Source organism: Pseudomonas sp. P1_F7 (genome assembly GCF_056405655.1).
Genome location: NZ_JBFUBR010000002.1, coordinates 13,363 through 26,987, shown reverse-complemented (window position 1 = coordinate 26,987; position 13,625 = coordinate 13,363). Strand labels below are relative to the sequence as shown.

At 57.1% G+C, this 13,625-nt stretch carries 13 protein-coding genes; 8 read left to right on the top strand and 5 right to left on the bottom strand.

Annotation, left to right across the window (positions count from 1 at the left end; translation table 11 throughout):
- Positions 1-17 precede the first annotated feature (17 nt).
- The 4 genes from AC1D1M_RS01820 to AC1D1M_RS01805 all read right to left on the bottom strand — a co-directional run bounded on the left by AC1D1M_RS01820 (position 18) and on the right by AC1D1M_RS01805 (position 4,466).
- Positions 18-1,346 carry an MFS transporter gene (locus AC1D1M_RS01820; protein WP_477774250.1) on the bottom strand — a complete coding sequence of 443 codons (1,329 nt, stop codon included), beginning with the start codon at positions 1,344-1,346 and terminating at the stop codon, positions 18-20.
- A 177-nt stretch (positions 1,347-1,523) separates the two neighbouring features.
- Complete coding sequence (locus AC1D1M_RS01815; protein ID WP_477774249.1) at positions 1,524-2,762, bottom strand: Zn-dependent hydrolase; 1,239 nt, start codon at positions 2,760-2,762, stop codon at positions 1,524-1,526.
- Positions 2,763-2,784: 22 nt separating this feature from the next.
- Positions 2,785-3,714 carry a 2-hydroxyacid dehydrogenase gene (locus AC1D1M_RS01810; RefSeq protein WP_477774248.1) on the bottom strand — a complete coding sequence of 310 codons (930 nt, stop codon included), beginning with the start codon at positions 3,712-3,714 and terminating at the stop codon, positions 2,785-2,787.
- A complete protein-coding gene (locus AC1D1M_RS01805; RefSeq protein WP_150813087.1) occupies positions 3,711-4,466 on the bottom strand; it encodes a class II aldolase/adducin family protein in 756 nt (251 codons plus the stop codon). Before AC1D1M_RS01805 ends, AC1D1M_RS01810 begins: the two co-directional genes overlap by 4 nt.
- Positions 4,467-4,626: 160 nt before the next feature.
- On the opposite strand from AC1D1M_RS01805, the gene AC1D1M_RS01800 reads away from it, so the two are divergent.
- The 7 genes from AC1D1M_RS01800 (at position 4,627) to AC1D1M_RS01770 (ending at position 11,840) form a co-directional block, all read left to right on the top strand.
- Positions 4,627-5,631: a LysR family transcriptional regulator gene (locus AC1D1M_RS01800; RefSeq protein ID WP_477774247.1), complete on the top strand. Its 1,005-nt coding sequence runs from the start codon at positions 4,627-4,629 to the stop codon at positions 5,629-5,631.
- A gap of 186 nt (positions 5,632-5,817) precedes the next feature.
- Positions 5,818-6,840: an amino acid ABC transporter substrate-binding protein gene (locus tag AC1D1M_RS01795; protein ID WP_477774246.1), complete on the top strand. Its 1,023-nt coding sequence runs from the start codon at positions 5,818-5,820 to the stop codon at positions 6,838-6,840.
- Between the two features lie 62 nt (positions 6,841-6,902).
- Positions 6,903-8,039, top strand: coding sequence for an ABC transporter permease subunit (locus tag AC1D1M_RS01790; RefSeq protein ID WP_477774245.1), 1,137 nt, complete (start codon positions 6,903-6,905; stop codon positions 8,037-8,039).
- Positions 8,029-9,120: an amino acid ABC transporter permease gene (locus AC1D1M_RS01785; protein WP_477774244.1), complete on the top strand. Its 1,092-nt coding sequence runs from the start codon at positions 8,029-8,031 to the stop codon at positions 9,118-9,120. The genes AC1D1M_RS01790 and AC1D1M_RS01785 overlap by 11 nt, the downstream gene beginning before the upstream one ends.
- 11 nt (positions 9,121-9,131) lie before the next feature.
- The gene (locus tag AC1D1M_RS01780; RefSeq protein WP_477774243.1) at positions 9,132-9,521 is read left to right on the top strand and encodes a RidA family protein; all 390 of its coding nucleotides are present in this window, start codon (positions 9,132-9,134) and stop codon (positions 9,519-9,521) included.
- Between the two features lie 160 nt (positions 9,522-9,681).
- Positions 9,682-10,638, top strand: a complete 957-nt coding sequence (locus AC1D1M_RS01775; RefSeq protein ID WP_477774630.1) for an ornithine cyclodeaminase family protein — start codon at positions 9,682-9,684, stop codon at positions 10,636-10,638.
- Between the two features lie 89 nt (positions 10,639-10,727).
- Positions 10,728-11,840 carry a CapA family protein gene (locus AC1D1M_RS01770; RefSeq protein ID WP_477774242.1) on the top strand — a complete coding sequence of 371 codons (1,113 nt, stop codon included), beginning with the start codon at positions 10,728-10,730 and terminating at the stop codon, positions 11,838-11,840.
- A 27-nt stretch (positions 11,841-11,867) separates the two neighbouring features.
- On the opposite strand, the gene AC1D1M_RS01765 is transcribed toward AC1D1M_RS01770, so the two are convergent.
- A complete protein-coding gene (locus AC1D1M_RS01765) occupies positions 11,868-12,602 on the bottom strand; it encodes an amino acid ABC transporter ATP-binding protein (protein WP_007991043.1) in 735 nt (244 codons plus the stop codon).
- Positions 12,603-12,928: 326 nt separating this feature from the next.
- Here AC1D1M_RS01765 and AC1D1M_RS01760 point away from each other — a divergent pair, with 326 nt between their 5' ends.
- Complete coding sequence (locus AC1D1M_RS01760) at positions 12,929-13,618, top strand: GntR family transcriptional regulator (protein ID WP_150755298.1); 690 nt, start codon at positions 12,929-12,931, stop codon at positions 13,616-13,618.
- Positions 13,619-13,625 lie beyond the last annotated feature (7 nt).

The window sequence follows — 13,625 nt, the reverse complement described above, 5'->3', positions numbered from 1 at the left end:
TTGTGGGTCACTTGGTGCTATTCAGCCCGCCCGGCGCTCAAGTCGCGTTTGAAGGTTTCGGTCAGAAGTAACAGGGCAATCAGGGAGATGACCGCAGAGCCAATCAGGTACCAGGCCACTGACGAGCCTTTGCCGGTCATCGCCAGCAGGGCCGTGGTCACGATAGGCGTGGCCGCGCTGCCCAGCAGCCCGGAGAGCATGTAAGCCACCGATAGGCCGGAGTAACGCACACGGGTGCCGAACAGCTCGGCGAGGAAGGTTGCGATGGGCCCGTAGTTGGCGGCGAACGCAGTCATCAACAAGCCATAGCCGAGAAATACCAGCGGCAGCTCGCGAGTATCCATCAGCCAGAACATAGGGAAGGCGACCAGCGCTTCACCGACGATACCGGCAATGATCACCGGCTTGCGGCCGAAGCGGTCAGACAGTGCGCCGAAGGCTGGCAAGAGCACGATGCACAGCGCACAGGAGGCCAGTACCACGCTGAGCATGATGGTGCGGCTGAAGCCCAGGGTCTGGGTTCCATAGGTCAGGCCGAAGGCAACGATGATGTTGAAAGATGCGCCGGTCGACATGGTTGCCACGCCGCCGAGCAGGACTTGCTTCCAGTATTTGCTGAAGACTTCGGCCAGCGGCAACTTGATTTGCGGCTCGCTGGTTTGAGCCTTGTGGAACGCAGGTGTCTCGGTGATGTTGAGGCGGATGTACAGGCCTACGGCAATCAGCAGTGCGCTGGCCAGGAACGGGACGCGCCAGCCCCAGGCAAGCATGTCTTCAGCGGGCAACAGCCAGGCGATCGCCAGGAAGGCCAGGTTGGCAATCATGGTACCGGCAGGCACGCCGATCTGTACCCATGAGCCATACAAGCCACGTTGGTTGGCGGGGGCATGCTCGACGGCCATCAACACCGCACCACCCCATTCACCGCCCAGGGCCAGGCCTTGAATGATCCGCAGGGTCAACAGCAGGATCGGTGCCCAGATGCCAATGCTGGCGTAATCCGGTAACAGACCGATGGCAAAGGTTGCCGCGCCCATGGTCAATAGCGAAATCAGCAGCATCGATTTGCGCCCAAGCTTGTCGCCGTAGTGGCCGAACAAGGCAGCCCCGACGATGCGCGCACCATAAGCCGAAGCAAAGGTGCCGAACGCCAGGAGGGTGCCGATCAAGGCATCGAACGCCGGGAAGAAAATCTTGTTGAACACCAGGGCGGAAGCCGTGGCGAAAACAAACAGGTCGTACCATTCCACCGTGGTGCCAATAACGCTGGCGACGGCGACTTTTTTCATGTTGACGCTGGGTTCGACCGTCGGGGTAGCGGTCTGGATGCACGCGGAGCTGTTCATGCCTTTTTTCTCCAAATTGAGCGTCGGGCTCAGTGGATTGATTTATTGGATGGCAGTGTGGGTAACGGTGATGCTGTGGCCGGAGATCGGGTTTATTGTTTTTTCAGGCGCAAGCGGGCCCTGCCTCCGAGGTCGTGTGGATGACGCGACCTCAGAGGTTCGGTGTTGCTTGCATAATCAGTCGCTCAGGTGCTGAGCTCGCCGCAGCAACGCATTGAGCAGCACGTCGCAGCCCATACGAACATCGTCTGGCAGGGCATCTTCGGCTTCGTTGTGGCTCAGGCCACCGACACAGGGAATGAAGACCATCGTGGTCGGGCAATGCCCGGCGAGGTGAATGGCGTCATGCCCGGCACCGCTGACGATGTCCTGATGGGGGTAACCCAGCGCCTGGACCGCCGAACGTACAGCGGTCACGCAATCGGCATCGAAGGGTGTCGCCGGGCTGAGCCAGTGACGACTGATCGCCAGGCTCAAACCGCGCTTGTCGGCCACGATTTGCAAGCGCTCGTATACGGCTTGTTCCATTGCGGCGATCTGTTGGTCTTCGTGGTGGCGCAGATCGACAGTAAAGTTGATCCGGCCGGGGATGGTGTTGCGCGATGACTTGGCGATCTCCAGCTGGCCCACCGTGACCAGCCCCTTGGGTGCGAAGTCTCTGGCGATGGATTCCAGCACGCTGGCCATTTCCGCGACACCGAACAGGGCATCCTTGCGCAACGGCATCGGTGTGGTACCGGCATGGGCACTGACACCGCCAACCTGCACATCCAGCCAGCAGATCGCTTGGCCACCGGTGACGACACCCACCGGCAGGCCGTTGTCTTCCAGGATTGGGCCCTGTTCGATATGGGCTTCGAAGTAAGAATCGAAGGCTCGCTGCAAGGGCAGTTCACCACTCTGGCCTATATCGGCCAGGGCCTCAGCGACACTGATGCCATTGGCATCACGGGCATCCAATGCCGTTTGCAACGGCAGAATGCCAGTGAACACCGCCGAGCCGAACATGGCCGGAGTAAAGCGCGCACCTTCCTCGTTGGTCCACACGGCGATTTCGATAGGCTGGCGGGTTTCGATGCCTTGTTCATTCAGGCAACGCATCACCTCCAGTCCGCTCAGCACGCCGTAGATACCATCGAAGCGGCCACCTTTTGGCTGGGTGTCCAGGTGGCTGCCCATGACGATCGGCGGCAGGGCGTTGTCCTGGCCTTCGCGGCGGGCGAAAAGGTTGCCAATGGCGTCGAACGCGATACTCAAGCCAGCCTCACGGCACCAGCCCATGAACAACTCGCGACCGACCAGGTCTTCCCTGGAAAGGGCCAGGCGACAGTTGCCGCCACGCTCGGTGGCGCCAACCTTGGCCATGTCCATCAGGCTGCCCCACAGGCGCTCACCGTTGACTTTGGATACTTTCATCATTCACCTCTTGTCGCGTGTCTTAATAGCCCAGGGACGTATCGACCGGGTTGTTCAGGGGTTCGCCTCGGGCCAGCCGCCGCACGTTTTCGGCAATCTGGCTGGCGATGCAGTCGTGGGACGCCGCCGATGCCATGTGCGGGGTAACGATCACCCCGGGCATGCGCCACAGGCGATCATCGACCGGCAGGGGTTCATGCTCGAAGACGTCGAGCACCGCACCGCGCAGCTGACCACTGCACAATGCCTGTTGTAGATCGTCGATGCGTACGTGCTGGCCGCGACCGCAGTTGACGACCACCGCACCAGCCGCCAGAGCCTGGAAGGTTTCAGTGCAGAGAATGCCTCGGGTAGCCGGGGTCAACGGCAGCAGGTTGATCAAAAGATCGAGGCCTTCGAGAAAACCGCTGAACGCCCGATCACCGCTGTGGCAGACCACGTTGGGTAGGTTTTTGACACTGCGCGCCCAGCCGCGAACGCTGTAGCCGGCGCTGGCCAGGTCTTCGGCAATGGCGGCGCCCAGCGAACCCAGGCCCATCACCCCGACCTTGAAATCCTTTGCCTGAATCTGTACCGGGCGCTGCCAGAGCTGGTCAGGCTGCTGCTGCAAGACCTGATCGAAACGCCTGTGATAGTGAATCACCGCCCAGCGTACGTACTCGGTCATGCCTTGGCGGTGCGCGGGATCGACCACTCGGCACACGTGCAAGTTCGGGCAGCTGGGATCGGTGTGCAAGTGATCAACACCCGCGGCAACCGAATGCACCAGTTGCAGATTGGGCAGCGCGCCCAAACTGTTGGCCGGCGGGAACCAGCATGCGGCGACTTGTGCTTCACTGGCGACCGGGTCGTCGGCCAGCACCACCCGTATGTCCGGCGCCTGTCGGGCAAAGGCCGCCTGGAGCTGGCCGAGCAGGGTGCTGTCGCGCGACAGCAGTACGACGGTGTTCATGAGCAATAGGACTCGCGCTGGTCTTCAATCAAGGTCAAGGCGGCATTCCAGCTCAGCCCCATGATTTCCTCGGCTTCGTCGCGGCCGAACTGTTCTGCTGTGTGTTGGCAGACTTCTTTGCTGGGGTAGACCAGCTGGCTGCCACCGGCCAGTGCCGCGACCTGCGCCTGGCAGGCGCGCTCCAGGAAGTGAATTTCGTGGAAGGCTTCAGCCACGTTTCCACCGGCCGCCAGCAGGCCATGGTTACGCAGGATCATGGCCTTGTGTGGCCCCAGGTCGGCGACCAGTCGTTCACGCTCGGCCAGCGACAGCGCAATGCCTTCATAGGTGTGATAAGCCAATTTGCCGTAGAACTTCAGCGCATGCTGGCTGATCGGTAACAGGCCTTGCTCCTGGGCGGCCACGGCCATCCCGGCTGCGGTATGGGTATGCACCACGCAGTTGAGATCCGGGCGGGCCATGTGGATCGCCGAATGAATCACGAAGCCTGCGGCGTTGACACGGGTGCGCTCGTTCGCACCTCCTACTACCTGACCGTACTGGTCGATGCGCACCAGGTCGCTGGCTTTCATGCGATCGAAGATCACGCCGTAGCGGTTGATCAGGAAGTGGTGCTCAGGGCCTGGAATGCGCAGGGTGATGTGGGTGTCGATCAGGTCGGTCATGCGAAAGTACGCGACCAGTCGATACAGTGCGGCCAGTTCGCAACGGGCCTTCCACTCGGCGGGGGCAATGTTGTCGGGTGTGTACATGTAAGTTCCTTTCTCTAATTATTTTTCCGACAGGGATCAATCGGATCACGGTAACGCTCTGTCCCTCTGGCGCCTTCGTGCTTTATCTCGTAGCCTCTATAATTAAGCAATTTGCTAATTCTTAAGCGCTGATTAAGCTACGCTAATAATGGACATCAAGATGAGCAGCAAAAACTCGAATGAAGAGCTAATGCAGGCTAGATGGGGAGGGCGGCGTTTCCTCAACGATCGTCTGGATTGGAATTTGTTGCGCACGTACCTGGCGATTGGTCAGGAAGGGAGCATCAGCCGTGCTGCGGCGCGGCTGTTCATTACCCAATCGGCCGTCAGTCAATCACTCAAGCGGCTGGAGGAGCAGTTGGAGTGCGCCTTGATTTCGCGCAAGGGGCCACGCTTCGATCTCACTGAGGCGGGAGAGGAAATACTGCGAATTGCCGAAGAGATGTACGGCAACGTGTCGCGCATCGGCTCGGCCATCGAAGGCCCTCAGGATGATGTGGTGGGGAAGGTGCGTCTGCTCTCGATCAGCCGGGTGCAATCGACGGTCTATGATGATTTTCTCGCGAATTTTCATCTCAATCATCCGCGTGTGGAGTTGGAAATAGAGGTAATGCGCAGCTCCGACATTCTCAGTTCGCTGATGCAGAAGACCGCCACCGTTGGTGTCGGTTTATGCCGCATCGCTCAACCCAAGCTTGAGCAGCGTTGTCTGATACGTCAGCGATATGCCTTTTTTTGCGGAAAACGCCATCGCTTTTTTGGCGTGCGTGGCCTGGATCTGGCTGAGCTGCAAGGGGAAAATTTTGTCAGCTTCACGAGCGACCAGATTGGCGGCAATCTTTCGCCGCTTACCGTGTTTCGCGACCAACAGGGCTTCACCGGCAAGATCGTCGCTTCGTCATCAAACTTTGAAGAAATTCGCAGGTTGGTGATCGCAGGATTTGGTATCGGCTGTTTGCCAGAGCACTTACTCGATATTGATCTCTACAACGGCATGCTCTGGCGCCTACCGCCCAGGGATGGTGTCTCCGACGTGGACATTCACCTGTTGTGGAATCGCGAGCAAAAAATGACCCATGCAGAAACTGTATTTCTTGAAAGTTTCCAGCATGCCATCGCCGTTGCAGAACAATCCGTTGATCAGAAGGTCGGCCAGGAAGACTGACTTTTGATTGGCATCATCGGTGATTGGGGTCTGCGCATTGCGACCCACGCCGGTGATCAGTCACCTCGCATCGCACCCGATCTAAACTCAAAATAAATTACCAACGTCACCATTTTTGTGGCTTGACAGCCGCTCGCAAAGTCATATAGCTTGAAATCGTATACTTTCTACCGAGTGGAGAGGCTGATGACACGTCTAAGAGTTCTTTTCGCATCTACCGCAGCAGCCCTGGGGCTTTCATTGGCAATTTCTGCACCGGTACAGGCCGATACCTTGTCGAAAATTCGAGAGCGTGGAGTGCTTGTCTGTGGTGTGCACCCTGGCCTGGTCGGCTTTGGTGCGCCCAACAGTGCGGGTGATTGGCAGGGGTTTGATGCGGATTTCTGCAAAGCCTTCGCGGCGGCGATTTTCGAGAAGCCGAAAGTCAAGTTTGTCCCGCTGTCCGATCAGGCACGTTTCACGGCGCTGCAGAATGGCGAAGTGGATGTCCTCTCTCGGAACAGCACCTGGACCCTGACGCGCGATACCACGATGGGGCTGCAATTTCCGGTGGTTGATTTCTTCGACGGCCAAGGCTTTCTGATCAACAAAAAACTGGGCGTCACCAAGGCGGCAGAACTCGATGGCGCTACGGTCTGCATTCAGCAGGGCACAACCAGCGAGTATGTGGTTCGCAATTTCTTCGACAAACTGAAGATCACATTCAAACCTGTGGTGATCGAAAGCGGGACTGAATTCTTCTCGGCCTTTTTCGCAAGCCGCTGCGATGTAATCACCAGCGACGTGTCGCAGTTGGCGGTTATCCGGCTCAACTCGGGCAACCCCGAAAACTACGTCATCCTTCCTGATGTGATCTCGAAATCGCCAATGGGTCCAGTCGTCCGAGGCGATGACAAGCACTTTGCAGACCTCGTCAAGTGGACCGTCTTCGCAACCTTTACTGCAGAAGAACTGGGGATCACCAAAGAAAACGTTAAACAAATGCTCACCAGTAACAACGAAGACGTCCGGCGCCTTCTGGGGGTAACGCCAGGTGTGGGGGCAGGGCTGGGTCTCAAGGATGACTGGGTGATCAATGTCATCTCCGCGGTAGGCAACTACAAAGAAATCTTCGAGCGCAACGTGGGGGCAAATACGCCCTTGCAGATGAAGCGTGGCCAGAATTCGCTGTGGTCGGACGGTGGTCTGCTGTACGCCCCGCTTTTCTGATCCGTGATGTGAATGGCTCAAACGCCGCATAGATGGCGAATCAGAAACGAGAGGTGAAGGTCATGTCGGCAAGAGATGGCGCAGTTAAACACCAACACCGGGCAGTCACTGTGTTGGTCCAGCTTGTAGTACTCACGGCTGTCGTGATTGCGGTTTGGTATTTCGGGCACGTGATCAACGAGCGCCTTACACAGAAAGGGATCAATACCGGGTTCGGCTTTCTGTGGACTCGCGCCGGCTTCGACCTCAGCGAAAGCATGATTGCTTTCAGCGGTGACAAGTCATATGCGTACGCCTTGCTCGCGGGGTTTTCGAACACGTTGAAAGTGGCGCTCTGCGCCATTGTGTTCTCCGTGCTGCTCGGGGTATTGGCGGCGCTGGCTCAGTTGTCCAAATTCGGCCTGGCCAGACGAATTGCCAAAGTGTATGTCTCGACGATCCGCAATACGCCGCTGCTGCTGCAGTTGTTCTTCTGGTTCGCTGTTTTTACTTACGGTTTACCGGTAGTTCGGGAGGCTCTGGAACCGCTACCGGGTCTGTTCATCAGCAATCGCGGGGTTAATTTTCCGTGGCCAACCCCCTTCGCATTGACGGCGATCGTCGCAATCTTTTGCACCGTCGTGGCGTTTATCTTGAGAAGCGTGAGGACCGGTGGCAGCGCACTGAAAAACCCGGGAGCCTTGCTGATACTCCTGAGCGTGATTGCCTCCGTGTCCACGGCTTATGCCCTGTGGTCCGGGCAAATGACATTTGAATGGCCCACGGCGAGCAAGTTTTCAATTGGCGGCGGCGGGCACTTTTCACCCGAGTTCATGAGTATGTTCATCGGGCTCTCGGTGTACACGGGCACTTATATAGCCGAAGCGATCCGCGGGGCTGTGCAGTCCATTGCCCAGGGACAGATTGCCGCAGGTTATGCGCTGGGCCTGACGCACTTTGGTGTGCTGCGCTACATCGTGATGCCACAAGCCTTCCGGATCGCGATGCCGGCGGTGGTCAGTGAACTACTGAACCTGATGAAAAACAGTTCGCTCGGTGTTGCCGTGGGATACCCGGAACTGGTCTCGGCGGGAAACACCGCCATGAATCAAACGGGGCAGGCCATCGAATTGATCAGCATTTTCATGCTGGTTTACGTCACGGTAAACATTATTACGACGCAGGTAATCGGTCTTTGGGAGAAACATTATGTCTGGTGATCTGAATAATGGAGCCCAAGTGTCGATTGTCGCACCCTTGACGCTAATCCAGCGCCTCAAAGGCCTGGGCTCGGGTATGCCAAGCCGGATTGTGCTCGGCGCACTGTTTCTCTGGGGCGTCGTCTTGGTTGGCCCGGGTATCTTCAAATGGTTGTTGCTTGATGCAACCTTTAGCGGTAATGCCGCGCTATGCCACCAGAACGGAGGTGCTTGCTGGGCGTTCATCGGCACCAAGCTCAATCTCATCCTGTTCGGGGCCTATCCTCCGGAATCGCTTTGGCGTCCGATCACCTTCGTTGCATTGATCGCGGCGGTTGCGCTCTGGTGTTTGTTCCGGGTCCGCCATCACACAACGGCCATTGTGCTGTGGGTACTGGCCGCGTTGATTGGTTATCTATTGATGAGTGGCGGACTGTTCGGTCTTGAGTCAGTGGATCGTGCGCGTTGGGGTGGACTGCCAATCACCCTGCTGATCAGCATTGCCGGCCTTGTGTGTGCGTTCCCTCTGGGTGTGCTGCTGGCGATGGGGTGTCGGTCGCAGATGCCGCTTGTCTCTGTTCCGTGTCGGCTTTATGTCGATCTCATTCGCAGTGTTCCGGCGATCACCATTGTCTTCATGACCTTTGCGATCATTCCGTTGATCCTTCCGGACGAGCTTATTTTCGACAAGCTTTTTCGGGCAGGTATCGGTCTCTCGCTGTTTACCGCCGCTTACTTTTCCGAAGCCTTGCGCGGTGCCCTGCAAGCACTTTCAGTCGGTCAGCGCCAAGCGTCGGCAAGCCTGGGGTTCGGCTATTGGGGCAGTCATGCCTACGTCATCTTGCCGCAAGTCATCGCCCATTCGCTGCAACCGATTGCCAACATCGCCATCGCGTTCGTCAAGAACAGTTCGCTGTTGATGATCATCGGACTTTTCGATTTGCTTGGATCGGCAAGATCAAGCCTTTATGACGAAAACTGGCAAGGGTTCTATAAAGAGCTCTATCTGTTTGTCGGCGTCATCTACTTCGTTATTTGCATGTATATCCAACACTACGTCGCGTCGATTGAACGTGAACGTAGGGCCCGCCTGTATCAATAATGGATGCCTCCATGAAAGAAATAATAGAAGTACCGTTTTTATCTGAAGCACTCAGACGTTTGAATACACCGACCTCTTTGCTGATTCGCTCGGGTTCGATGCTCTATACCTGTGGCCTGCCGCCGCTCGATCCGCTGACCGGGAATATTGTTCGAGGCACGATTATTGAACAGACGCACGCTGTATTGCAGGTGATGAAAGTTGTTCTTGAATCGGCAGGATCGTGCCTCGATAACGTCGTGAAAACCACGATCTTCGTGACGGATCCATCGATGATTGATGAGGTGAACGCCGTGTATCGCAAGTATTTTCCTGAGAATCCACCCGTCCGCTCATTCGTTGCAGTCAAGCCTTGGCCGTTTCCGTTTGATATCGAAATCGATGTAGTCGCCCATCTTTAGAGATCGGATGTGCCGGGTTGTATTGTGTAAGAAGTATCAATTCTCTTGGTAGCTATAAGCTATTCAATTAGTTGTTTTAATATTCTTTCCCATGAACTCGAGCCGAGTGGTTTCGATGTTTAAGGTTTTCTGTCAGATGCTCGATGAAGGAATGTATTCGATGAAAAATGACATTGCCGTACTTGATTCAGTTCAAGTGGCCAAACTGATCGGCCAGATTGACGTGCTGTCCGCAATGCGTCGTATGTTCCTGGCGTTGGGACAGGAAAAGGCTGTGCAACCTCCACAACTGCGCAATCCGTTTCCCAACGGGCAAGGCAACTTCATCAGCTACCTCGGAACACTTGCCGAGGAGCGGGTCTTTGGTGCAAAGCTCTCACCCTATATCCCGCGTCCGGAAGGGGCCCTGGTGACGGCCTGGACGTTGATGATGTCGATGGATGACGGTCAACCTCGCTTGCTCTGTGATGCGGGACAACTGACGGTTGAGCGAACGGCGGGAACCACAGCGCTCGCCGTCGATTTGCTCGCGCCCACTCAGGTCAGCAAGCTGGCCGTGGTGGGAGTAGGGCGGCTGGGGCAGGCTCATGCCCGGCATGTCCTGGCACTGCGCGAGTGGGGGGATATCAGGTTGTACGCCCCCAACATTGACGCTCTGCCAGCGTCCGAGCAGCAGACACTCCGGGACATCGATCCGCGCGTCAGTATTCATACCGAACTTGCCAGTGCCGTTGATGATGCGGATGTCATCATGCTGTGCACCTCGGCCGGGCAAACGGTGCTTGACCCTGCCATGCTGAAAAAGCCGGCGCTGATCACCTCCATTTGTACCAATGCCCCACTGGCGCACGAAGTACCTCCTGAATCCCTGCTGAACATGAGCGTTTATTGCGATTACCGGGTTACCACGCCCGACAGCGCAGGGGAAATGCGCTTGGCAAAAGACCAGCATGGCTGGTTACCCGAGAGTATTTGCGGAGATTTGCCCGAGCTGATGACGGGAGTCGCCCGACTTCCCGATCCCGAGCGCCATACCTTCTTCCGCTCAATCGGACTGGGGCTGGAGGATATCGCCATTGCCAATGAGATTTATCAGTTGCATATGAAGAACAACTGAGTAGAGGTTCAGAAGTCGTTCTGCCTATTTCAGCGTAATAATAAGCCGGGGGATGGAAACATCCCCCGGCTTATATTCGGGAGGGTGCCATGGCAGCTGTTACCGATACGCTGAAGCTGTTTCTCGCCGGCGACGTCATGATGGCCCGCGGCATCGACGCAGTACTGCCGCATCCTGGCGATCCGCGGCTTTACGAAGCTTACGTCAAGAATGCCAGCGATTACGTCCGGCTGGCAGAACGACTCAATGGCTCGATTCCCCGCCCAGTCGATTTCACCTATGTCTGGGGCGCTGCGCTGGATGAGTTCGAACTTCGCCAGCCACACGCACGCATCATCAATCTGGAAACTGCGGTGTCCCGCCGCGGACGACCGGAGCCAAAGGGCATCAATTACCGCATGAGCCCGGAGAACTTCCCGGCCATCAGCGCAGCCGGCATCGACTGCTGCGTGCTGGCCAACAACCATGTGCTGGACTGGGGGGCAGTTGGCCTGGCCGATACGCTGGATACCCTGGCGAGCAATGGTATGTGCAGCGCCGGCGCCGGGCACAACCGGCAATCTGCCGAAGCGCCCGCCGTGTTGCTGCAGCCTGGCGGGCGGCGCTTGCTGGTGTTTGGCCTCGGCGCACCCGACAGCGGCATTGCGTCGGACTGGGCCGCCACGGATAAGGGCGCGGGCGTCGCGCGGCTGGAGGATCTGTCGATGCAAAGCCTGCGCCCTGTGGCCAAACGGATTCTCGAGGGCAAAAAACCACGGGATCTGGTGGTCGCCTCCATTCACTGGGGCGGCAACTGGGGGTTCGATATCCCGCGCGAGCAAGTCCGGTTCGCCCATGCCTTGATCGACGAGGCCGGGGTTGACGTGGTGCACGGGCATTCTTCGCACCACGTCAAAGGCATCGAGGTCTACCGCGAACGCCTGATTCTCTATGGCTGTGGTGATCTCCTGAACGATTACGAAGGCATAGAGGGCTACTCAGCCTTTCGCGGCGACTTGGGGCTTCTATACTTTGCCTCGCTGGACCCGGGTGGGCACCTGCAGTCGCTGGACTTGATACCCACCCGCCTGTGTCGCTTTCGCCTCTGTCGCGCCGAAGGGGATGACCGTCAATGGCTGCACGACACCCTTTCTCGCGAGTGCGCACGCTTGGGCAGCAGCATCCAGCCGGGCGCGAAAAATGCCTTCGAGTTGCGTTGGTGAGAACACTCCCTTAGCGACCCCGAATGATCAATGTTGCAGGATCTTGGAGAGGAAGTCCTTGGCGCGGGGGGAGCGTGCTTCGGGGGTGCCGAAGAACTCTTCTTTCTTGCAATCTTCAATGATTTTTCCCGCGTCCATGAAAATCACCCGGTCACTGACCTTCCTGGCGAAGCCCATTTCATGGGTCACGCACATCATGGTCATGCCCTCGTTTGCCAGCTTGATCATGACGTCTAGAACCTCGCCGACCATTTCCGGATCCAGGGCGGAGGTAGGTTCGTCAAACAGCATTACGATCGGGTCCATGGATAATGCACGAGCAATTGCCACACGCTGCTGCTGACCACCTGAGAGCTGCCCTGGGAACTTGTCCTTGTGGGCGCTCAGGCCAACACGATCGAGCATTTTCAGACCCCGTTTGAGCGCCTCGTCCTGGCCACGGCCCAGCACCTTCATCTGGGCGAGCGTCAGGTTTTGCGTCACGGACAGGTGCGGAAACAACTCGAAGTGTTGAAACACCATGCCGACCCGGCTGCGTAGCTTGGGCAGGTTGGTTTTCGGGTCAGAGAGGCTGATACCGTCGACGACAATTTCGCCTTTCTGGAAGGGCTCCAGTGCATTTACCGTTTTGATCAGCGTTGATTTGCCAGAGCCGGAAGGGCCGCACACCACGACGACTTCACTCTTTTGTATGGCGGTCGAGCAGTCGCTCAGTACCTGAAAGTTACCGTACCACTTGGAAACATTTTTTATGTTGATCACGGTGGTTGTCCTGATGTGGTTGCAGATGGCGCAAGAGGGACGAGGACCTGATCGCAAACGGCTAACCAGGGTGTATCAGTCCTTTCCTACTGTAGAAAGTATACGATTACTAATTCGCCAACGACAACCACAAAGCGATGAATCAGGCTCGTATTTCAGATGAATGGGGACAGAGGCTGGACTGAAGTTCGAGGGGGGCAGGCCAAGGATGCCGTCCTTGTCCGTTTTCGTTTAATCGTATACGGTTGTACATGATGATGTAGTTGTTCCTCGTATCTGCCAAACCCAGACACGCCTTTAAATCTCCCCTGGCCACTTAGTGTCATATGTCTAACCAATCACCACTGAAATACATTGCAGGTCTGATCCCGCTGGCACGTGTGTCCGCACCGCAATTTGTTGCGGCCGTTATCAGGGAAGCCATCGTCACCGGCGCGCTCTCCGGTAGCGAACCTCTGCGTCAGGACCTGATCGCTACCGAACTCAACACCAGCAAGGTGCCGGTTCGCGAAGCGCTGCGCGAGCTTGAAGGTCAGGGCCTGGTCCAGTTCATGCCGAATCGGGGCTTCATGGTGACACCGCCGTCCCTGAATGAAATGAATGAGTGCTTTGAGTTAAGAGCGGTTTTAGAGCCACTGGCCGTCCGCCATTCGGTACCGCTCTCGACACCGGAGCAACTCGATGCTGTCGAACGCATCATCGATGAGTTCGAGAAAGTTCAGGATCCTCTCCTGAGCAGTCAATGGAACCTTTCGCTGCATACGGCGCTTTATGCACCTGCGCAAATGAAACACCTGGAAAATATGATCACCCGTGCGCACACCATTGCGCAGCGCTATACGCACATCTATATGCAGTTGCGATCCGCAGGGATTGATAGCCAGGACGAGCACCGTGCGATCCTCGCGGCGTACCGGGCAAAAGACGTGGAGGCGGCCGTTGCGTTGATGACAACGCATCTCAAGCAAGCCTCGGATGAGGCGGCTGAGTACCTGAAGGACCACTTTGAGGTGTAGGAGCTGC